Genomic DNA, 21692 nt, shown 5'->3' with positions numbered 1-21692 from the left:
ATCTCAGGCGCTGGCTCAAAACCAGTGCCTGCGCCTGAAGTAAAACAGCAGCCCGGAGACGACGGCGGCCATGAAAAGCATGACTACTGGATAACCCCAGCGCCACTCTAATTCAGGCATGAACTGGAAATTCATGCCATAGACCCCCGCGATAAAAGTCAGTGGCATGAAGATAGTGGCGATCAACGTCAGCGTCTTCATCACCTCGTTCATGCGATTGCTGGCGCTTGAAAGGTAAAGATCAAGCAGGCTGACCAGCAGATCACGCAGGGTTTCTATCGTGTCCAGCACATGAATTGTGTGATCATAGACATCGCGCAGATAGAGGCGAGTCTCCTGACTCACCAGCGGTGTTTCGTCACGGCTCAGCCGACTCAGTAGCTCCCGTAGTGGCCAGACCGCTTTGCGTAGCAATAGCATCTCGCGCTTGTAGTGATGAATCCGGGCGAGAGTATCCGGCGTCGGGCTATTGATCAGCTCATCTTCAAGCAGCTCTATCTCATCGCCCAGCTTTTCCAGCAACGAAAAGTAGTGATCCACGACGGCATCAATCAGGGCATAGGCCAGATAGTCAGCATCCAGGAAACGCCTGCGCCGGCCTGAGCGAAGCCGCTCGCGCACACCGTCAAATACATCCCCCGGTTGCTCCTGCAATGAGATCACCAGACGCTCGCCCAGAATAAGACTGAGCTGCTCGGTGCGTATCTCATGTGTATCATGGTCAAATTGCAGCATCTTGATCACGATATAGAGATAACCATCGTACTCCTCCAGCTTAGGGCGCTGGTCGGTATTCATGATATCTTCCATGACCAGCGGGTGAAGCTGCAACATCTTACCGAGGGACTCGATCAGGGGTACCTGATGGGTGCCATCGACATTGATCCAGGAGACGGTGTCGCTGGTCAGTAGCGGAAGGCACAGCGCAGGATCTTTCAGACGTTGTTCGTTGAGGTGATCCAGATCGAAATCGAATACCTCCAGCTGTGTTTCGGCGGCACTTCCGGTACCGACGTGCACCAGGGTGCCGGGTGCAGCCCCGACCTTCTTGCCACGTTTGATCACGAGTTTGCGTGACATGCGCCTCTCCTGTTCACTATTGCTGAGTCCATGATTTTGCAAGGTCAGCATAACGGAGAGGTGGGCCGGGCGCCAATACCATCGGATCCATCTGTTGGTCTGGCGCCAGTGATGATCAGGGCAGATCGAACAGCAAGGCTCTGACAGGTTCATTGCTGGCCTTGAGCGTCAGTTGAGACACTTCGCTGAGACGTGCGCCATCGCCCGGTTGCAACGTCATCTCTTCAGATGTCAGTCCTGTAAGATTCAGCCCGTTAACTGCCAGTGAGTCTTCTATCAGGTGCAGGTAATAACGTCTGCCACTGTCAGTATCAATGTTCAGAGTCTCTCCTGCATCCAGCAGTACCTGATAGAGCTTCATCTTCTGCTTGATCACCAGACTATCGGCTTCACCATCCGGGCTGACCACCAGCGTCAGACCCGGCTTCTGACCGAAATCCTTTTGCTGATAGCTCGGAGGCTGCCCGTAAACATCCGGCAGGATCCAGATCTGCAGAAAATGCAGCGGATCGCTGTCGGAGGCATTGTACTCGCTGTGTGTGATGCCGCTGCCTGCCGACATGAGCTGAAACTCACCGGCGGGCAGGTGGGCGATATTCCCTTCACTGTCGCGATGAGCGATCTGCCCCTGCAGTACATAGGTAAGGATCTCCATATCCCGATGGCCATGTGGGGCAAATCCGGCACCCGGTGTCACATGGTCATCATTGATCACTCTGAGTGCTGAAAATCCCATCTGTTTCGGATCATGGTAGTTACCGAAAGAGAAGGTGTGCTGGCTTTTGAGCCATCCGAAGCTGGCCTGGCCACGTTCTTGAGCGTGTCTGATCTCTATCATGTTGCTTCTCCCGAGGGCGGAGTGACCGCCCCTTGACATTATCACACCCTGACATTACCGGCTTTTAATGCGACAGTTCAGATGCGTGTCTGCAGCTGGCGATCCAGGCTCAGTCGTCCGCCACCCAGCAGCGCCAGTGCCACTGATCCTGCCAGCAATGCCAGTCCGAACTCATAGCCGTTGTTGCTCAGAAACAGCCCGTGTTCAATGTGCACCGCAAAGATCGCTACCAGCATGGTGAAGGCCAGCACCAGAGCGCTCGGGCGTGTCAGCAAACCGAGGATCAGCAGGATACCACCGAAGAACTCTGCCGAACCGGCACCGAGTGCCATCAGGTAACCGGGTGTCAGACCGATGGATGCCATCCACTGCCCCGTGCCTTCCAGGCCGTAACCACCAAACCAGCCAAAGAGCTTCTGCGCACCATGCGCAGCAAAGATGATACCCAGAGGCAGGCGCAGTACCAGTGATGCCCACTGGCCATCGGTTTTGATCAATGTGCTTAACAGTGTGTTCATGTTTTTCATGTTGATAACCTCATTCATTTCGTCATTTTTGAATAGTATTTGGTGTTCAAATAATCCATGAGTTCACTTTATGCCTGAATCACTTGACAGAAAAGCGGAATGATTTGATATTGATATTCAAATTTTTTGAACATCATGCGAGCGACAATATCATGCACCACGCCATCACACTGGATGCCCTTAGAGTGCTGGATGCGATAGAGCGCAAGGGTAGCTTTTCAGCAGCGGCCGATGCGCTGTTTCGGGTCCCTTCGGCTTTGACCTACACAGTGCAGAAGCTTGAATCTGAGCTGGAGGTCAGTCTGTTTGATCGCAGTGGGCAGCGCGCGCGTCTGACATCAGCGGGCCAGTTGGTGTTGGCAGAGGGGCGCGAGTTGCTGCAGGCTGCCAATCGTCTTGAAGAGGCCGTCAGGCAGCTGGAATCAGGTTGGGAAACTCAACTGCGCATCGCGCGCGATACCATCCTGCCGGTAGAGCCGTTACTGCGGCAGATTCGAGCTTTTCATCAATTGGAGAAGCCGGTGGCACTGGATATCAGTGAAGAGGTATTGGGTGGTGCCTGGGAGGCGCTGGTTGGTGATCGTTGTGATCTGACTCTGGGTGGCAGTGGCGACCTGCCCAAAGGTGCCTTTGAGTATCGCCTGATGGGTGAGGTGAGCTTTGTGTTTGCGGTGGCACCGGAGCATCCGCTGACTCTGCATGACGGACCACTGGATGCCGCTGCGATAGCCGCCTATCCCGCCGTGGTGGTGGCCGATTCCTCGCTGAGTACACCAGCGCGCTCAGTTGGCTTGCCAGACAGTCGGCAGCGTGTTCGTGTGGCAGATATGAACACCAAACTGGAGGCGCAGCGCCTGGGCGTAGGCGTGGGCTTTGTACCGCGCCATCTTGCGGCTTCGCTGCTGGCCAACGGAGATCTGATCGAGCTGCCGTGCAGCGTTCCACGCCCGCAGGTGCCGCTCTATCTGGCCTGGCGCAAAGACAATACCGGACGGGCACTGGCGTGGTTTGTCGAAGCCTGTTTGCAGGCGAACTGGCTCGACTGCCATCCACTACCTGATTGATAATTTCGGTTTTCAGTTACCAAACTGGCTTAACGTCTTGTTGGGCCGATGTGATCGGCTCTGTCTGACACGCCGTGAACTCGTCCCTGAGGGCTCGACTGCCGCCGTCCTGGCGGCAGACGGTCAGCCAGACCCGACCACACCGTCCTTCGGAGAGCCCAGCGCGGGACCACGTCAAAGGGGTGTAATTATTGCCGCTGCTTAACAGAATTTCCCCAACAACATCTTCGGACACACGTTTTCGCTTATGAGCGGACACTAAATAGAATAATATTTAATATAATCTTTCATGCGCTCATCGAGCTGGATACTTTCCCGGAATTTCATATGTAATTGATAAGAGCTGAGCCTCTAATACTCTCCAGTGATGCATCATCAATCATCACTAGATCGGCACCATCATTAATCAGTGCATTAATAATATCTGGGGAAGCGCTAACAACGCTGGCAGATGTGATAGAAAACACAAATACAAGTCTTTTAATCGTGAATTTACCTTTAAGTTAAGTTTTTAGCAGTTTTTATCAAGCTCATCAATTCAGAATCATCCTTCATTAAATTATTCATTACCTCTTCAATCAAAATCTGACTAGTTCTGTTATCAGTGTTGAGATAATTAACATAATCATCTGGCGTTTTTATCCCAGTTTGCCGCAGTGCGCTATAATAATGACTAACAACAAGGTCATTATATCTTTCTCTCTGATCATCAGGTAGGTTATATACCCATTCAACTTTACCATTTTTTATAGGATCACTAACTGTGTAGAGACCATTATCAAGAGAAACACCAACATTGTTGTTATAAATACTCCCTGCAGTATAACTTGATAACCATAAAGGAAGTGAATACGCTTTAACTGTCTCTTTATTTAATTCACTCCCAGATAGTCCACTCTCAGAGTGAGAATTTCTTATAGCAGACTCAACCTCAGCTAAAAAATCACCTGATTTTTTTATACTTTCACTTCCAGAATTACTTCTTGCGTCAGACAGAGAGACATCTGATTTTTCAGACACTAAATTGGTCGTCACACTGGTCTGGTTATGTTCCGTGTTGGCACGTTGAGTCTGGTGGTTGGTATAGGTTGAAAATCCCATTCCTGTAATACTGCTCATAACAGTTCATCCTTATGTTTGTGGTATCTCAGTCTGAAATATGCATATTCCAGGCCAAAAAACTCAAACCTTGTTCTGCTTTGCGCGTGCTCGTTGCTTTGCTGTAAATCTAGAGAAGGTTTTGTATTGAGATGAAAACCTATGTGGCAAGCCTGTGCCGCTATAGCGGCAAACCGTTGCAGTGTCTTCTGCAATGGAAATATAAGGGCGGAAAGTCGCTGTTGTCCTGACAGGAATACAGACAATAAACAATTGAAGGGGATGGAGTACAGGTAGTTGATGAATGCTTCTGGTCTGATCCGTGGCATGACACTACCCTGTTGTCGGCTGGCACCGCACTGTAGAGGGGTGGTGGTACCGATTCTGGGCGACCGTCTGCCGTCACGGATGGCGGCAGTCGAGTGTGTCAGGGATGACGAAAAGCGTGTCGCACGGAAGCGGTATCACCAGCCCGGATCGGCACTCATCGTGATCAGGTAGTGCTATTGCCCTGGTGGTACGCTTGAGCTCGGGAGCGCAAGGGTATTTTTAATGCTATCAGGAATAATTTACTTTATTTTCAATGGCTTTTCGCTTGTGAGCGGAAACTAAGTAGAATAATATTTAATATAATCTTTCATGCGCTCATCGGTCTGGATGTTTTCAAAAAATCTCTGGTGAACCTCCTCATTTTTAGCCGGATTCAGCAGCACTTGGTCAACATATTCTTGCGAATTGGCCTCTATACCAAACTCATTTAAAGTTAATGTCTTGATATCGCTTAAAATTCTGCCAAGATAATAGCTTTCCCGATCACTTAAGCTATTCAGCTTCGGAAAGGTAGTGTTGCCACTGTTATTCATATACTGAAGTTCCCAATCTGTCATCGCAAATCTACGAATATCCTGCTTCACTCCATTTTCATCAATATATGTGTTGCCTGTTCTCGCCACATATTCATTATTGGCATTGGCACTATAAGTATTCGACTCAACGCTATGTGAATGTGGTATCTGCTCAGAAGGCTTTGGCGTGCTGGTCGCTTTATTGAATGCCTCTCCAAACGTGATATTAGTCGTCTGGGTCTGGTTATGTTCCGTGTTGGCACGTTGAGCCTGGTGGTTGGTATAGGTCGAAAATCCTGTTCCTGTAATACTGCTCATAACAGTTTTTCCTTATGTTTGTGGTATCTCAGTCTGAAATATGCATATTCCAGGCCAAAAAACTCCAACCTTGTTCTGCTTTGCGCGTGCTCGCTGCTTTGCTGTAAATCTGGAGAAGGTTTTGTATTGAGATGAAAACCTATGTGGCAAGCCTGTGCCGCTATAGCGGCAAACCGTTGCAGTGTCTTATGCAATGGGAATATAAGGGCGGCAAGTGGCAGTCGAGCAGTCAGGGATGACGAAAAGCGGGTCGCACAGAAGCGGTATCACCAGCTCGGACCTGTATCCATCGGCGCTATTGCCCTGACGAATTTCTGCTACCATATCCGCTCACCGTCTCGACAGGGAATGCTATGCGCCTGCTCCATACCTCCGACTGGCATCTGGGCCAGCACTTTTTCGGCAAAAGCCGCCAGCCAGAACATCAGGCCTTTCTTGACTGGCTGATCGAGCAGGTCAGCGAGCATCAGGTGGATCTGGTACTGGTGGCGGGTGATATCTTCGATACGGCCTCACCTCCTAGCTATGCGCGCGAAATGTATAACCGCTTTATCGTGGCTTTGCAGAGCACCGGCGCGCAACTGGTGGTGGTTGGCGGTAATCACGACTCTGTGGCGATGTTGCAGGAGTCCAAGGCCCTGCTGGCTTGTCTCAATACCCATGTACTGCCGGGCCTGGCCCAGCCGGAGGAGCATCTGCTGCTGGTACCGGATCGTGACGGGAAGCCGGGTCTGCTGCTGTGCGCACTGCCCTTCATGCGGGCGCGTGAGCTGATCACCAGTCAGGCGGGTGAGGATGCCAAAGACAAGCAGCAGTCGCTGGGAGTAGCCATTCGGGACAAATATCAGCAGATCTGGCAGTTGGCGCTGGCCAGGCGAGAGGCTTTGAGGTTAGAGGGACGAGAGGGACTGGATCTACCGATTATCGCCAGTGGCCACCTGACGGTGATGGGGGCCGCCATGACCGAATCAGTGCGTGAGATCTATATAGGGACACTGGATGCCTTGCCTGCTGACGCCTTTCCGCCGGTCGACTATCTCGCGCTGGGACATATTCACAAGCCGCAGCAGATCGCCGGGCAGTCTCATCTGCGCTATTGCGGCTCACCCATTCCACTGAGTTTTGATGAGACGAAGCAGGAGAAAGAGGTACTGCTGGTGGAGTTTGACGCGACTTCACTGCAGCAGATCAGCCCACTGAAAGTGCCCCGTTGGCGTCCGATGGTGTCGGTAAAAGGTGACCTGGAACAGATTGCCGGACAGCTGCTGGAGGCTGCTGCACAGGGAACGGTGGATTGCCCGGTGTGGGCGGAGGTCACGATTCGAGCCGATAGCTACCTGAACGATCTGCAGGAGCGGATTCAAAGCATTACCCAGGGATTACCACTGGAAGTACTGCGTATCCGTCGGGAACGCAACCAGGCTGCATCCGGGCTGGCCGAACAGATGAAAGAGACGCTGGCAGAGCTGACTCCGGAGGAGGTGTTTATCCGTCGCCTGGAGCAGGAAGAGCTGGATGATGAGCAACGTCAGGCATTACTGCTGATGCACCGACAACTGCTGGAGCAGATAGCACACGAGCAGATCAGCGTACATTCGAGTGGAGAGCAGCAGGCATGAAAATACTCACGCTGCGTCTGAAAAACCTCAATTCATTGAAAGGCGAGTTCAAGATAGATTTCACTCAGGCCCCGTTTGCCAACAATGGCCTGTTTGCCATTACCGGTGCCACGGGGGCTGGTAAAACGACGTTGCTGGATGGGATCTGCCTGGCACTTTATCACCAGACACCACGCATGAAGGTGGTCTCGGCCAGCAGTAATGAACTGATGACTCACCACACTGCCGAGGCGCTTGCCGAAGTCGAGTTCGAGGTGAAAGGGGTCGGTTATCGTGCTTTCTGGAGCCAGCGTCGCTCCCGAGACAAGGTGGATGGCAATCTGCAGGCACCGCGTGTTGAGCTGGCCCGCATCGCAGACGGCGAGATACTCAGCAGCAAAATCAATGAAAAGCTCGCCATCACTGAGCAACTGACAGGGCTCGACTTTGCCCGCTTCACCCGCTCGATGCTGCTTGCGCAAGGTGGCTTTGCGGCGTTTCTGAATGCCAGTCCGAACGAGCGCGCAGAGTTGCTGGAAGAACTGACCGGCAGTGAAATTTACGGTGTGATATCGGCGCGGGTTTATGAGCGTACGGTTCAGGAGAAGCACACGCTGGATCTGCTGAAAAGCCGGATGGAGGGAGTGGAACTGCTCAGCGATGAGGTGTTGGCAGCACTGGAAACTGAGCGCAGCCAACTGGCTCAGCAGGAGCAGCAGGGCACAGAAGAGAGGGATAAAAATCTTGCTCTCATCACCTGGTGTGAAAAGCTGGAGCAGGCACAGCAGCGCGTTGAACAGTGCCGGTTGCAGCAACAGCAAGTGAGCGAGCAGCAGATTGCAAAACAGAACGACCTGCAACGCCTTGAACGCAGTGAGCCAGCCGAGCGATTGCGGCCTCTATGGCAGAACAGGCAAGAGGCTGTTCAAGCACTGACGCTGGCTGAAGCCAATAGCAACGAACTGATTCGCTCGCGTGAACAGCTATCATCTGAGTGGATTCAGCTGCAGCAGCAGGCAAATCAATCATGGGCGCAGGGCAATAGAGAGCTGGCGGCAAAGCAGGAGTCTCTCAGGCAAGCTCAACAGGCAGCCGAGGCATTATTACAGCAGTCCAGCAAACAGCTGGAGGATGCCCAGTCGGCGGTCAACGAGTGCCTGGGTGACCTGTCGGAAGCGGAACTGCGACAACAGCAGAGTGCTCTGCATGAGCGTCGGCTGATAGTGCAGTCACTGCAACAGCTGGGGAAGCAACAAGCGGGCATACAGAAGTCACGGCAGCAGGCACATGAGCGTCTTGAGCGGCTGAAACCGGAGTTGGCTGAGCAGCTCAGGCTGAGGGACAGCTTGCGCGACAACTGGAAAAGCCTGAAAGAACAGGTCGAGGATAAACAGCGTCTGCTCTTGCAGGAGCAGCGCATCATCGAGCTGGAGGGCTATCGTGCGGTGTTGCAGCCGGATGAAGCCTGTCCGCTGTGTGGTTCACGTGAGCACCCATCGATCGAGGCCTATCAGGCGCTTGAATTATCGGCGACCGAGCAGGCGCTGCAGATTAAACAGCAGGACTTAGAGGCGGTTCGGCAGCAGGGCGAAACGGCGACGCAGCATGTCACCAGGCTTGATACTGAACGGAGCAAGCTGGAAGAGGAGCTGCAGCGCTATGAGCAGGAGTGGCAGAAGGCGCTGGAGTCCTGGAATATGGAGTGTGCAGCACTGAATGCCACCCTGCTGAATCAGACAGCGCTTGAGCACTATGCGCAGCAGCAGGAGATTGAACGAGTCCGTCTGGAGCATCGTCTGGCACAACTGGATCAGGCACGGTCTGCAGTACAGCAGCAGGAAAAGCAGCTGCAGCAGGCCAGAGATCAGTCGCGCCTGCAGCAGGATCAGCAGGTGCAACTGAATCAGCAGCTTGAGCAGTGGCAGCTGCACGCACAGCGGATTGAAGTGTTGCAACAGCGTAGCCTGGAGCTGAAAGGGGATTTGACACACTTGCTTGATCAACCTTCTCTGCCACAGTTATCGCCAGTTGAAATCGCTTCTTCAGCGCTGCCACAGGTGATAGGCCAGTTGGAGAATCTGCTGGAGAAGATGATCCGGTTGGAAGGGCAACTGCACGCTCAGAATGAGAGTTGCCGACTGCAGGCAGAGCAGACAACAGTACGAGAGCGGGAGTGGCAGAGCGCGCTGGAGCAAAGCCCCTTCGAAGATGAGGCTCAGTTCCGAGCGGCGTTGTTGCCAGAGGCTGAGCGTCAGGCGCTGATGCAACTCAGGCAGGAGCTTGAACGACGGTTGCAGGATGCGACATCCAGACTGGAAGCTGCGATTGAACTGCAGGCATCGCTGCAGGCAGAGTCTCTGACTGAGCTGCCACTGGATCAGCTCAGGGCACAACAACAGGAGATGACTGAGCGGCTGCGCGAACTGAGTCATAAGCAAGGTGATCTGCTGGCGCGTCTTCGAGGAGACAGCGAGCGACGCCAGCAACTGGCCTCCCTGCAGCAGCAGATAGGCCAGCAGCAGAACCTGTATGAACAGTGGCAGCGCCTGAACAGCCTGATCGGCTCACGCGAGGGCGACAAGTATCGTCGCTTTGCTCAGGGGCTGACACTGGATCATCTGATCGCCATAGCCAACGACCATCTGTCCCGTTTGCATAACCGTTATCAGTTGGCACGCAAGACGGGTGCCGAGCTGGATCTGGAGGTGGTCGATACCTGGCAGGCGGATGCTGCGCGTGATACGCGGACCCTGTCCGGTGGTGAGAGTTTTCTGGTCAGTCTGGCACTGGCATTGGCGCTGTCTGACCTGGTCAGCCACAAAACCAGTATTGATTCGCTGTTTCTGGATGAGGGCTTTGGCACGCTGGATGCCGAAACCCTTGAGGTGGCGCTGGATGCGCTGGATAACCTCAATGCCAGTGGCAAGACGATCGGTATCATCAGCCATGTCGAGGCGCTCAAGGAACGTATCCCGGTGCAGATACAGGTCAGTAAGAGCAGCGGTCTGGGGGTCAGTACGCTGACTCTTTCCAGTTAAGAGGTCCAGCTAAGTATCCAGCTAAAAGGTTCAGATAAGCGCTTTTGAAACGGGCAAATCAGCTCTTGCCGAATTTTTCGGCCTTGATTGCGGTCCAGTCGACCTCCGGCTGGCGCAGGCCATGCCCGCCTCGATAGGCTGGCGATTCAGGTGCCATCCAGCCTTCGAGCGTATCGGGGGCGAGCTGATAGATCTCGACGCCCAGCGGGCGACATACCTCCAGCGGATCGCGAGCCTCCGGTCCCCACAGGGGCACCGACAGATCGCCACCTGGGCAGGTGGATAGTGCGCAGAGCAGATCTATCTCGGCAAAGAACTCCAGATAGTCACCCTTCTGCGCCGGGCAGGCCTTCATGAAATACTGATCCTGCTCGTTCAGCCCGGTGCACTGGAACACATTCAGCACATCATGCACATCCCGCTCATCCAGTCCGTATGGGAGCACGGCCCGCACCAGATTGGAGTGGCAATGGAAATCGAAATCCTCACCAGTCAGCAGGTGATTGACATAGGGGTCGCACCGCGTGCCGAGCAGATCATGCAGACGCCCACCCTCGGCATCCACACCGTAGTCAGCCAGACTGTCGTCAGTGATGGTGGCAATGGGGCGAAGATAGGGCAGAACGCTCCACAGGCGATCATGAATACTGATATGCGCCCGCTGAATCTGGCGCGTGCGTGAAGCCCAGAAGCGCTCACGCGGATTGTGCAGATTCCACAGATTGAGATCCGCAACCTGCGGGCCCTCCAGTGTCACAATACGAAACACATGACCGGCAGGTACCTTCCATGCCCGCCCACTGCGGATCGGGATGGTGAGCGATTCGGTCAGCGTGCGCCCCGGTGCTTCTCTGATCCGGTCGTATAGTGCCTTGTCAATCGCCAGTGATGATCCTTCTCCCGCCTGATAAGCGGCTTCTGTACCCGACATGATCGCCTCCGTTACTCTGAATTCGGTACGAAGGTTATAGCACTTTTTCCTCGTCTGATGCGATCTGATCAAAAAAACAGTAGCGGCTCTTGCCGGACATTTTAGCCTGATACATCGCCTGATCCGCCTCTCGCAAGAGCTGATCAGCATCGGTTACCAGACCGCTTGAGCTGCTTTCTGGGTAGAAGGTAACACCGATACTGGCAGAGACTTCGGCACTGGCGCTATCGAGCTGGATCGGTTTTGCAACTGCCTTCAGCAGGCGGTCAAGAATCGGTATGCAACTTTCCTGACTATCCAGGTCGACCAGTACGGCTACAAACTCATCACCACCCAGTCGTGCCAGAGTATCGCCATCACGCAGCGCTTCCTGCATGCGTGCGGCAACCTTGATCAGGAGTGTATCACCGGCCTGATGGCCATGGGTGTCGTTGACTGCCTTGAATCCATCCAGATCCAGATAGACGACTGCCAGAAGATGTCCCTGCCGGATCGCCTGTGCCATCGCCTGATGCATGCGATCTGCCAGCAGAATCCGATTCGGCAGATGGGTGAGAGCATCGTAGTGCGCGATATGCCTCAGTTGCTGCTCGTGCCGCTTGAGGTCTGTGATATCGGAAAACAGTGATACGTAATGAGTGGTATTACCCCGGGCATTCTTAACAGCGCTGATGGTCAACATCTCGGCATAGACTTCGCCATCTTTACGTCTGTTCCAGACTTCGCCGCTCCAGTGCCCTGTTTTGATTAAAGACTGCCAGAGGTGTTTGTAATAATCCTGGCTCTGTCGTCCTGAATTGAGAATGCGTGGATTCTGTCCAAGTACTTCCTCTCTCGTGAAACCCGTGATACGGCTAAACGTTTCGTTCACATCCAGTATTTCGCCGTCTGCAGTGGTGATCATGATTCCCTCGCGGGCATGCGTGAAAACACTGGCGGCAAGGTGTAACTGGCCCTCGGTACGTTTACGCTCTGTGATATCTCTGGACACACCCAGCAACTGCCTTGGTTGGCTGTTTTCATCCAGCAACAGGGTCAATACTGCTTCTGTCGGCAGTACACTGCCATCTTTGCGCAGGTGCCACAGCTCAAGGGCAAAATTACAACCGGACATATCACCCAAACCAATCTTGTCTATTTCCAGTTGCAGTTGCTGCTCAAACCGGCCTGATGACTCCTCAGTCAGGGATTTTCCAAAAGGATCGAGCATCATTTGAGTAGGGGAGTAGCCCAGTAATCTCAGCACCGAGGGGCTGATATAACTGAAGGTTTTGTCCGGGAGGTCGATCAACCAGATGATGTCATTACTGTTATTGGCAATCAGGCGATAACGTTCCTGACTGTTCTGAAGTGCACGACTGAAGGCTTGATTGTCTTCGTGATAGCGCGTAAAGAGGCTGCGTGACCAGAAGGAAAAAAGCAAAGAGGCACCCACTCCGAAGATCAGTGCGACAGTCACGGCACCGGTGAGTGTCCAGACTTGCTCACCCAATGAGGCTTGATGCGCGGCGAGCTCTTTGTTGAGAGATGTTTTCATCTCATCATCCTGTATGGTAACAACCAGAATCCAGTCCCAGGGGGAGGTCATGGTGACAAGCGCTGTTTTCAGGTAGGTGCTGTCCGAAACGGGATCAGTGAGCACATATTGGATGAAACCGCCACCCGACTGGGCATGTTCGTACACTGTCTTCAACACCTCACGTTCGGTGGGTGGTATTGCGCTGAAATGCTTACCTTCCAGTGTTGGATCGCCCGGAGAGAGCAGTATGTAGCCCGACTGATCAATCAATCCGATATAGCCACTTTCGGAAAAGCGGAAACTGCGAAAGCGCTCCACCGCTGCTTGCTTCTGAATCTGCTCCCATTCATAGGTGTAATCGCCTGTGCCGATCAGCCAGTCAAAAGGCTCGAAGTAGCGAACATAGGCCAGCTTGTCGGCCATTTCAGTCGGATTGTCAGGTCGGTACCAGCGGTAGCGAGAGTAGCCTTCCCCCGCAGGCAGTTTCGCTGCTTCGATCAGCCCGCGCATGATGTAGTGGCCGGTATCATCACGGTTATCGATACCCATGCTGCCCTCGATTTCGGGCGACGTCGGCAGAAGAATAAACTGGCCATCCATGTCATCAATAAAGAAGTAACCCCGACCATCGAAGAAACGAATATCTCGCAGTGACTCAATGATCAGATGCTTGATCTCTTCTTCAGGTTGATGAACAGATGCTTGCAGATAGATCGCCTCCACCATCTGCATTGCGTTGTCTACCTGCTCACGTATGCCATGACGTAACATTGCCTCGGTTCGGGAGCGAGTGTAGTCGATATAGCTGAGGGCCGAGTCCATCTCGTTTTGCAGGCGGTTCTGCTGCTCTGTGGTGGCGGCTGCCTTGATGCGGGCAATTGACGCGCGATAATCCAGCGTAGCCTGCCAGGACAGATATCCACCCAGTAGTGTGGTCAGAACCAGAATAGTGATCAGCGTGCCGATCAGATGCAGTCGAGGGACAGTTTTTTCATTGATATTCAAACGCACACGGTTGCCTTTTACTACCCCTGATCAATAGGGCGATCGATGTTATCCAAGTGAAGAGCAGAAGGCATTCCACTCAGCAGACATCCGTGCTGGTTCTACTACTTTAAACCAGTTTGATCACATTACCTACGACTTATGTCTGCTGTCTCTGATAGGTACCTCTAAAAATCTGGTATGCGGTTCGTTGCTTTTGTTGTGTGGTGTGGTGTGGAGTTAGTTCAGTAACCGGTCATCTCCAGATAGCCGACACCCTGATGGCTGCCATTGATTATGATCGGCCCTTCCCAGTAAGGGTAGGAGGTCTCCATCCAGGCCGTGGGATTCAGGGCCGAGATCTGGATTTTCAGCTCGCGCTCGGGGATCTCGATCTCCCAGACGGTGGGCAGCTGTTTGTCTGCAACAGTGGTGTGATGCAGAGGCTTCATGCTGATCACGGATCGTTGCAGCGATTTGGCTTCTCCATCGGCACTGATCCAGGTGCCGGAGTAGAAGGGCTCATCGGTTGCATGGCGCAGTTGAAACAGCATCAGCTTTTCGCCTGTCTCCAGATGTAGCGAAAACCAGTCCCAACCTTGCTGTCCTTCCGACAGCCACTGGCTGCTCCACTCTCGGTCCATCCAGGCCTGCCCGGTAACGGGGATCACCTGATCTCCAATCTGTAACTCGCCCTCTGCAGCGAAAAAAGGCTGGCTGTAGTAGTAGGACGCCTGTCCCTGCTCGGATTTCTGGCTGAAACCCTGTTCACCCTGCAACACGACCTGCCGATCTGTTGTCAGATTCAGCCGATAGCTGAAGGTTTCTGTTGTGGCTTCCAGTCGCAGATTAGACAGCGGATCATCACCTGTATCGGCCAGGCTGAGTAGTTGCCAGTTATCGATCCAGGCATGAAAGGGTGCCAGTTGCACATCGGCCTGGCCAATACCGCCACGGGCAAAGGTCTCACTGTGCAGATGTTGTTCGGCAGAGGTGATGGCTGCATGTCCCATCCACAACTGCTGATTCTGCCAGCCGCCTCTGGGTGTATCGGCGTCCAGCGGCTGGCGAAACAGGGTCCATTGAACACCATAGGATGTGCCGTCAGGCCCCTGCAGGTTCGCAGTCAGATACCACCACTCGGTGCGAAAGGTTGGGTGTGGCGCATGGTCCTCAGGAAAGCTGAGAGTGTGGCCAGGTAGCACCTCGGCAAATCCTTCACCGCTGGCATCCAGTCCGGCAAATCCGCTGCGCGTTGCATGTTCTGCGCTTTGATCGCAGCCAGTCAATAGTAATAAAAACAGTACAAGCGACAGTAAAAGCCCCAGTCCTGTAGCAGCTTTTCGTACACGCTCGATCAGCACCGACTTCAGGCGGCTGTCTGAATTCATAACAGTATCCACATCAGCGTTCATCGGCAAAAACCCTCAGCAGTGTGGTCGGAGAGGTTCGGGCCAGCTTCATCACCGGCCAGATGGACGCCAGCAGGGCAGTGATGATGGCCAGCAGAAAGAGTTGCAACCACTGCAACGGAAACAGATGCAGCGGCAGTCGCCAGCCAAACGCCTGTACATTGATGACCGAGACCAGACACCAGGCCAGCAGCAGGCCCAGTGGTATGGCCAGCAGTGCCGTCAGGCTAGCCAGCAGCAGGGTTTTCAGCAGTTCGACCAGAGCCAGTTGGCGTCGGGTGATACCGAGTGCCCAGACCGGAGCGAGCTGTGGCAGGCGACTGCTTGCCAGTGAGATCAGACTGCTGAACAGTGCGATTCCGGCCACACCCAGTGTCAATCCATTCATCGCGCCGGTGGCAGTGAAAGTACGCTCAAAGATAGCAGTTGACCAGTTTTTCAGGCTGGCCTGATCCATCACCTGAGAGACGTTGAGGTTGAATGCGGCTTGCAGGTCGCTGATCAATTGAGGTGCAGCCTGTGGATCCAGTCGGATGCCGAAGCTGCCTCGTTGAGCCTCCGGCCAGTGGGTCTTCAGCAGGGACAGATTCAGAACAATTTGCCCCTTGGGATTACCATAGTCGGGATAGATGGCAACCAGCTTCAAGGGCAGGTCGCCCTGAATCCCCGGCAAACGGACCTCATCTCCCAGACTCAGCGACAGACGCCTGGCCAGTTGTTCGCTGATCATGGCGCTGCTGCCTTGAGCCAGTTGCGTCCAGGCATCATCACTGCGCTGCAGCAGTGGCCAGTTGTCACGATAGGTGGCGTGATCTCTGTACCCCTGAAGCTGCACCGGCCAGCCCTGCAGCTGTATCTCGGTGCTCCAGCCAGGCAGTACCGCTTCCACTTCTGGTCGCTGCTCCAGCCATTCAACCATTGCCAGAGCCTGAGTCTCATTTTCGGCGCGCAGATACACTTCAGATGCCAGACGCTGATCAATCCAGCCGGTGAAGGTCTGTCTGAATCCTTCGACCATGGTGCCAACGCCGATATTGGCCGACAACGCCAGCAGCAGAGCCATAAGGGCCAGCGACAGGCCAGACAGCTGCTGCCGGGTATCGGCCCAGAACCAGAGCATAAAGGCCGAACGGCTTCGGCGCTCAGCCAGTTGCAGCAGGGCGCCAAGCAGCACCGGCAGCAACAGCGTGATACACAGCATCAGGCCTGCGAGCATAATGAATCCGGCGATGAGTCCCGCCTGTGATTGCCAGGCGATCAGTGCTGTCAGCAGCAAGAGCAGCGCGATAACTCCCTGTTGTCGATGCAGGTTCTGCTGGCGTTGCAGCCAGGCGTCCGGCTGTGCCATGTTGAGTAGGGACAAGCTGAGCAGCGGCAGGCGATAGCTCTGCAGCAACCCTTGAGCCGACGCGGCCAATGCACCGAGCAGACAGATACCGAATCCGCTCAGCCACCACCAGAGGCTTAGTTGAAGCTGCCCGGCGATACTGGCGCCATACAGTCCTCTGAGGCTGGCCGCGACATCCGGCAATAGCCAGGCTGCAATCAAGTAACCGCCGATCATGCCGGCAGCACCTGCCAGCAGAACAAGTAATAACAGCTCCAGCAGCAAGCCCAGTATCAGCACACCTCTTGAAACACCGCAGGCACACAGCGTGCGAAACAGTGATCTGCGTTGCTCGAAGGCAATACCCATGGCTGCATGCACGATAAACAGGCCGACCACAAAGGCCAACAGTCCCAGTGCAGTCAGGTTGAGATGGAAACTGTCTGTCAGGCGCGCCAGATCAGCCTCCTCGTTACTGGAAGTGAAGCGAAGCCGTTCTTTCGTGGAATGTTTGATGTATTGGGTCAGTTGCTCACGCTCGCCATCACTCAGCTCCGGGATCAGCAGTGCCGAGAGAAGACCCGGCTGATCCAGCAGTGTCTGAGCAACCCCGATATCCACCACCAGCAGACCGGGTGGTAAACCAGCGCGTTCCGTCAGGGGTGGCAGTTGATGTGCGGTCACAAGCGGCTGAGCACCGGCGGCAAGCCCCAGTTCCTGAAGTGTCTCTGGTGCGATGTATGTCTGTCCTGGTGGGGTCAGAAACTGGTTAAGGCTGCCCTGACCACTGCTGACACTGGCGATACGAGTATCCCCCGGCAGGGTGACCGGATCGATGCCGCTCAGTTGCAGATTCTGCTGCATGACACGGATGCGCCCTTCAAGCAGCGGCGAGACCCGAAACCCTTCCCGACGCAGCTCAATATACAGTTGCTGAGGAAAGGTCTGTCCCTGTGTGCTGATCAGGCGCTCTGTTGCGTCACTGCCAAACAGCGTGGCAGCACGATCATAGCTGCTGCGTGCCTGGGTATTCAGGGCCTGAATGCCGCTCCACAGGGCAGTCGCCAGCATCAATCCGGTGAACAGCGTGGCCAGTTGCACCGGGTGTCTGAGCCAATGGCTGGAGAGTGTCTGCAGCAGCCAACGCAGCAGGTTCAGCTTCTGCCGAGCGCGAGAAACACTGCTGTGGCTCATATCAGACTGCCTGCCACTAGGTGTACCTGTTGTTGCAGTTGGCTGGCGAGTCGGGCGCTGTGGGTGACCATCAGCAGACTGCATTGGGTTTCCTGTATCAGATCCAGAAACAGGGCCATCACCTGGTCCCCGCTTTTTTCATCCAGGCTGCCGGTGGGCTCATCTGCCAGCACCAGATCAGGTTTGCCTGCCAATGCCCGGCCTATTGCAACACGCTGCTGCTGACCGCCTGATAACTGCTCAGGATAGCGATCCAGCAGTGCTGAAAGACCCAGATGCTTGATCAGCGTCTGCTGCCATTGTGGATCAAAACGACCAGCGATTCTGGCCTGAAATGCCAGATTGTCTCTGACTCTGAGGCTAGGGATCAGATTGAATTGCTGGAATACCAGCCCCAGGTGACTGCGCCGGTAGTCAGCACGGTCCGACTCACTCAACCGACTGAGCTCCTGCGTTTTAAAGTGTATTTTGCCAGAATCTGGCGTATCCAGCGCAGCGATCAGGTGCAGCAGCGTGCTCTTGCCACTGCCGGACTCGCCCATCAATGCCAGGCTGCTACCCTCAGCGAGTGTCAGATTGATATCCTTCAATACCGTCAATGGCCCTTGTGGGGTAGGGTACTGCTTATTCAACGTCTCTATTGTCAGCATCTGTGCTCATTCATCAAAACTCATTTATCAAAAGTCAGTCATCAAAAGTCAGCCATCAAAAAGTGAGGTCAATCAGTCTCATACGCGTGTCAGTCAAGCTGGATTGCTCTTCGCAAGGAAAGTCCAGTATGCAGGACATCCAAGCCTGATACGTTATACAATCATAGCGAAATTAACCCACTATGAGCATGCACTGGGGTGCGGATACCATGATGAAGGAAAGTCAGGGGCTGAAATGGCTGCTGGGGCTGGCGGGTGTTATCGTCATTATTGCTGGTCTCAAATCAGCCGAAACTATTGTGATACCGATCATGCTGGCGCTGTTTGTCGCGATCATCAGTATGCCTTTTCAAAGACTGTTAACCAAGCGAGGAGTACCGCCAAGCCTGTCAGTGCTGATTGTACTGCTGACATTGGTCGTGTTTGGTAGTTTGCTGGTAACCATAGTCACTCAATCGATCGACAGTTTCATATCTCGCCTGCCAACCTATCAGGCTCGCATGCAGGAGATCATGGCCGAGCTGTTGCCTTATATCGAAGGACATGGCCTCCCGCTCAGTAAAGAGCTGGTGATGGAGCACTTCAATCCGGGTCAGGCGATGGGGCTGGTCGGGACCATGCTCGCCAATGTCGGCTCCCTGCTGACCAACCTGTTTCTGGTACTGTTTATCGTGATTTTCCTTTTGCTGGAAGAGGCGGCCTTCTCGAAAAAACTGCGTGTTGCATTACCCAATGCAACCAAGCAACTGTCCAGCGCCAGTGGTTTCATGCGTCAGGTCAATCAATATCTTATGATCAAAACAACCATCAGTTTTGCAACAGGGATTCTGGTGACCTGTTGGCTCTGGATTCTGGATGTCGATTTTCCAGTACTCTGGGGTCTTATAGCGATGCTGATGAACTACATTCCCAATGTCGGTTCACTGATTGCTGCAGTGCCAGCTGTTCTGTTGTCTCTGGTACAGCTCGGTGTGGGTGATGCGATGTTGGTAGCGGCAGGTTATATCGCTATCAATGTGGTCATGGGTAATCTTATCGAGCCGCGTTATATGGGGCGTGGGTTGGGGTTGTCGCCGCTGGTGGTGTTTCTGTCATTGATTATCTGGGGCTGGCTATTTGGTCCGGCGGGTATGTTCCTGTCTATCCCGCTGACCATGATCGTTAAAATTGCATTGGAGCAGAATCACAGCACTGCCTGGATCGGTATCATGCTCGGTAGCGAGCCACTGGATGAGGCGGTGGCTAAAGCTGATCAGTTGGCACAGCAATCCGGTGAGAGCTGATGCCGGTTATTGAGCCTGCAGTCTGGGGTGTACTGGCCTTGATATCGGCGCTGCTGTTGCTGGCAGTGATGGCCTGGCGCGGTCAGTTGCGGTTGCGTGAGCAGTATCAGTATTGGTTGGATGAGGAAAAAATTGCTCATAAGGATCTGCAGGCCGAGTACCATCTGCTGCAGACCCAGCATGCTGCCCTGAGAGCGACCACACAGCAAAAGGACGGACATTTTGCCGAGCAGATCCAACAACTGGAAAACAGCCGTGAACGACTGAAACAGGAGTTTGAACTACTCGCGACTGAGATTCTGGAGCGCAAGGGGCGTACCTTTACCGAATTGAATGAGAGAAGTATTACCGGACTGCTGCAGCCTATTCAGACCGAGATGAAAGGCTTCAGGGACAAGGTTGAGAAAATTCATGAGCAGGAGTTGCAACAGAGGACAGAGTTGCGCATGGAGCTGAAGCATCTTCAGGCTCTCAACCGGGAGATCACTGAGCAGACACACCAGCTATCCACTGCACTGCAGGGGCAGAAGAAGATGCAGGGTAACTGGGGTGAGCTGATTCTGGAAAATGTGCTGGACAGTGCCGGTTTGAGGCCAGATCTGGATTACCGTCGCGAGGTCAGTTTCAATACGCTTGAAGGGCGTTTCAGACCTGATGTCGTGGTCTATCTGCCACAGAACAAGCATCTGGTAATTGATGCCAAGACCTCCTTGTCGGCCTATACCCGATACGTCAATGCCGAAGAGGATGAACCTCGCCAGATCGCATTGCGAGAACACTGTAAGGCGATTGCAGCACGAATTGATGAGCTTGCCGGCAAGAACTATGACCGTCTGCCGGGTATCAACAGCCCTGATCTGGTGATCATGTTCATCCCGATTGAGTCGGCCTTCAGCGAAGCAATTCGACATGATTCAACGCTGCATCAGAGAGCCATCGAACGGCATATACTGGTAGCCACCCCGAGCACGCTGCTGACGAGCCTGAATCTGGTACGTCAGCTCTGGCGCCTGGAGGATCAGAGTCGACACACTGCAGAACTGGCTGATAAAGCCGAAAGTTTTTATCGCAAACTGAACAGTTTTCTCAACAGCATGATGGATGTCGGCAAAAAACTCGACAGCGCTCGGGACAGTTATGATCGTGCATTGGGGCAGCTGTGTGATGGCAAGGGTAATCTGATCAAGCAAGCCGCTGAATTTCGGGATCTGGGCGTGGCGGTCAAGCAGGAGTTACCCGCAGAGTTAACGGAAAGAGCTGCCCTTGAACTGGAACGCTCATCTGAGCAGAAGATGCAGTAAATAGAAAACCATTTAACCACTTGATATAAAACTTATTTTTTATTTTACAGGGAAATTTTTTATCATGCGTAAACTGATAGCGGGCGTAGTGGTTGTGCTGACTGGTCTGATGACTTCTGTGCAGGTTTCTGCACATGATTTCCATACCGGTGATCTGAGAGTGGTGCACCCTTTTTCGATGCCAACCCCTCCAGCGGCGAGGGTTGGGGGCGTCTTTCTGGATCTTGATAATCAGGGTGATAAATCGATAGCACTGGTGGATGCTCGCTCAACACTGTCGGATGTGGTTGAGATACATAATATGGAGATGAAAGACGGCACCATGCGCATGTTCCGCATCGAGGAGCTGAGAGTGGAGCCTGGTGATGTGATCAAAATGCGTCCCGGTGGTGGGTATCATCTGATGCTGATTGGTCTGAAACAGCCTCTGGTGGAAGGGGAGCACTTTCCACTCTGGCTGACATTTTCAGATGGCAGCGAGTTGGAAGTGGAGGTCTGGGTTCAGTCTATGAGCGAAGGTGCAGCGGCTGCTGATGGCCATCATCACCATCAGCATTGAGCTGATAAAGCTCAGGTGCTGAAGAACCCTCGGACGATTGATGGTTTTTGCTGGCAATCGCCCGATTTAAGCCCATTCCGTTATAAGTAGTATTTTTCAGCTATAGTGAACAAGGGTGTTCTGATG

At 53.7% G+C, this 21692-nt stretch carries 17 protein-coding genes; 7 read left to right on the top strand and 10 right to left on the bottom strand.

What is annotated here, in order from left to right:
• Positions 1 to 15 precede the first annotated feature (15 nt).
• The 3 genes from corA to ACK3CJ_RS15315 form a co-directional block, all read right to left on the bottom strand.
• A complete protein-coding gene (gene corA, locus ACK3CJ_RS15325) occupies positions 16 to 1080 on the bottom strand; it encodes a magnesium/cobalt transporter CorA (RefSeq protein ID WP_409523084.1) in 1065 nt (354 codons plus the stop codon).
• Positions 1081 to 1195: 115 nt separating this feature from the next.
• The gene (locus ACK3CJ_RS15320; RefSeq protein WP_409523083.1) at positions 1196 to 1918 is read right to left on the bottom strand and encodes a pirin family protein; all 723 of its coding nucleotides are present in this window, start codon (positions 1916 to 1918) and stop codon (positions 1196 to 1198) included.
• 77 nt (positions 1919 to 1995) lie between these two features.
• Entirely contained in the window at positions 1996 to 2436 is a 441-nt protein-coding gene (locus tag ACK3CJ_RS15315) for a DoxX family protein (protein ID WP_409526599.1), read from the bottom strand.
• 119 nt (positions 2437 to 2555) lie between these two features.
• On the opposite strand from ACK3CJ_RS15315, the gene ACK3CJ_RS15310 reads away from it, so the two are divergent.
• A complete protein-coding gene (locus tag ACK3CJ_RS15310) occupies positions 2556 to 3509 on the top strand; it encodes a LysR family transcriptional regulator (protein ID WP_409523082.1) in 954 nt (317 codons plus the stop codon).
• Positions 3510 to 4007: 498 nt separating this feature from the next.
• On the opposite strand, the gene ACK3CJ_RS15305 is transcribed toward ACK3CJ_RS15310, so the two are convergent.
• Positions 4008 to 4628 carry a hypothetical protein gene (locus ACK3CJ_RS15305; RefSeq protein WP_409523081.1) on the bottom strand — a complete coding sequence of 207 codons (621 nt, stop codon included), beginning with the start codon at positions 4626 to 4628 and terminating at the stop codon, positions 4008 to 4010.
• Positions 4629 to 4904: 276 nt separating this feature from the next.
• Here ACK3CJ_RS15305 and ACK3CJ_RS15300 point away from each other — a divergent pair, with 276 nt between their 5' ends.
• A complete protein-coding gene (locus ACK3CJ_RS15300; RefSeq protein WP_409523080.1) occupies positions 4905 to 5108 on the top strand; it encodes a hypothetical protein in 204 nt (67 codons plus the stop codon).
• Positions 5109 to 5215: 107 nt separating this feature from the next.
• Here ACK3CJ_RS15300 and ACK3CJ_RS15295 read toward each other — a convergent pair whose 3' ends face one another.
• Complete coding sequence (locus tag ACK3CJ_RS15295; RefSeq protein ID WP_409523079.1) at positions 5216 to 5770, bottom strand: hypothetical protein; 555 nt, start codon at positions 5768 to 5770, stop codon at positions 5216 to 5218.
• Between the two features lie 353 nt (positions 5771 to 6123).
• Here ACK3CJ_RS15295 and sbcD point away from each other — a divergent pair, with 353 nt between their 5' ends.
• Together sbcD and sbcC are read left to right on the top strand one after the other, a co-directional pair.
• On the top strand, positions 6124 to 7389 hold the full coding sequence (gene sbcD / locus ACK3CJ_RS15290) for an exonuclease subunit SbcD (protein ID WP_409523078.1): 1266 nt from the start codon (positions 6124 to 6126) through the stop codon (positions 7387 to 7389).
• Positions 7386 to 10406, top strand: coding sequence for an exonuclease subunit SbcC (gene sbcC, locus ACK3CJ_RS15285; RefSeq protein WP_409523077.1), 3021 nt, complete (start codon positions 7386 to 7388; stop codon positions 10404 to 10406). Before sbcD ends, sbcC begins: the two co-directional genes overlap by 4 nt.
• 58 nt (positions 10407 to 10464) lie before the next feature.
• On the opposite strand, the gene ACK3CJ_RS15280 is transcribed toward sbcC, so the two are convergent.
• From ACK3CJ_RS15280 to ACK3CJ_RS15260, 5 genes are all read right to left on the bottom strand, one after another.
• On the bottom strand, positions 10465 to 11337 hold the full coding sequence (locus tag ACK3CJ_RS15280) for an urea carboxylase-associated family protein (RefSeq protein WP_409523075.1): 873 nt from the start codon (positions 11335 to 11337) through the stop codon (positions 10465 to 10467).
• 34 nt (positions 11338 to 11371) lie between these two features.
• Positions 11372 to 13867 carry a cache domain-containing protein gene (locus tag ACK3CJ_RS15275; protein WP_409523074.1) on the bottom strand — a complete coding sequence of 832 codons (2496 nt, stop codon included), beginning with the start codon at positions 13865 to 13867 and terminating at the stop codon, positions 11372 to 11374.
• A gap of 218 nt (positions 13868 to 14085) precedes the next feature.
• The gene (locus tag ACK3CJ_RS15270) at positions 14086 to 15231 is read right to left on the bottom strand and encodes a lipocalin-like domain-containing protein (RefSeq protein WP_409523073.1); all 1146 of its coding nucleotides are present in this window, start codon (positions 15229 to 15231) and stop codon (positions 14086 to 14088) included.
• A 13-nt stretch (positions 15232 to 15244) separates the two neighbouring features.
• Positions 15245 to 17773: an FtsX-like permease family protein gene (locus tag ACK3CJ_RS15265; RefSeq protein WP_409523072.1), complete on the bottom strand. Its 2529-nt coding sequence runs from the start codon at positions 17771 to 17773 to the stop codon at positions 15245 to 15247.
• Positions 17770 to 18423, bottom strand: coding sequence for an ABC transporter ATP-binding protein (locus ACK3CJ_RS15260; RefSeq protein WP_409523071.1), 654 nt, complete (start codon positions 18421 to 18423; stop codon positions 17770 to 17772). Before ACK3CJ_RS15260 ends, ACK3CJ_RS15265 begins: the two co-directional genes overlap by 4 nt.
• A 209-nt stretch (positions 18424 to 18632) precedes the next feature.
• Here ACK3CJ_RS15260 and ACK3CJ_RS15255 point away from each other — a divergent pair, with 209 nt between their 5' ends.
• The 3 genes from ACK3CJ_RS15255 (at position 18633) to ACK3CJ_RS15245 (ending at position 21566) form a co-directional block, all read left to right on the top strand.
• The gene (locus tag ACK3CJ_RS15255) at positions 18633 to 19706 is read left to right on the top strand and encodes an AI-2E family transporter (RefSeq protein ID WP_409523070.1); all 1074 of its coding nucleotides are present in this window, start codon (positions 18633 to 18635) and stop codon (positions 19704 to 19706) included.
• Positions 19706 to 21007 carry a DNA recombination protein RmuC gene (locus ACK3CJ_RS15250; protein ID WP_409523069.1) on the top strand — a complete coding sequence of 434 codons (1302 nt, stop codon included), beginning with the start codon at positions 19706 to 19708 and terminating at the stop codon, positions 21005 to 21007. The genes ACK3CJ_RS15255 and ACK3CJ_RS15250 overlap by 1 nt, the downstream gene beginning before the upstream one ends.
• A gap of 64 nt (positions 21008 to 21071) precedes the next feature.
• On the top strand, positions 21072 to 21566 hold the full coding sequence (locus ACK3CJ_RS15245; protein WP_409523068.1) for a copper chaperone PCu(A)C: 495 nt from the start codon (positions 21072 to 21074) through the stop codon (positions 21564 to 21566).
• Positions 21567 to 21692 lie beyond the last annotated feature (126 nt).

The organism is Nitrincola salilacus (genome assembly GCF_046271865.1).
Taxonomy (GTDB): domain Bacteria; phylum Pseudomonadota; class Gammaproteobacteria; order Pseudomonadales; family Balneatricaceae; genus Nitrincola; species Nitrincola salilacus.
This window is presented reverse-complemented; position numbering and strand designations above follow the sequence as displayed.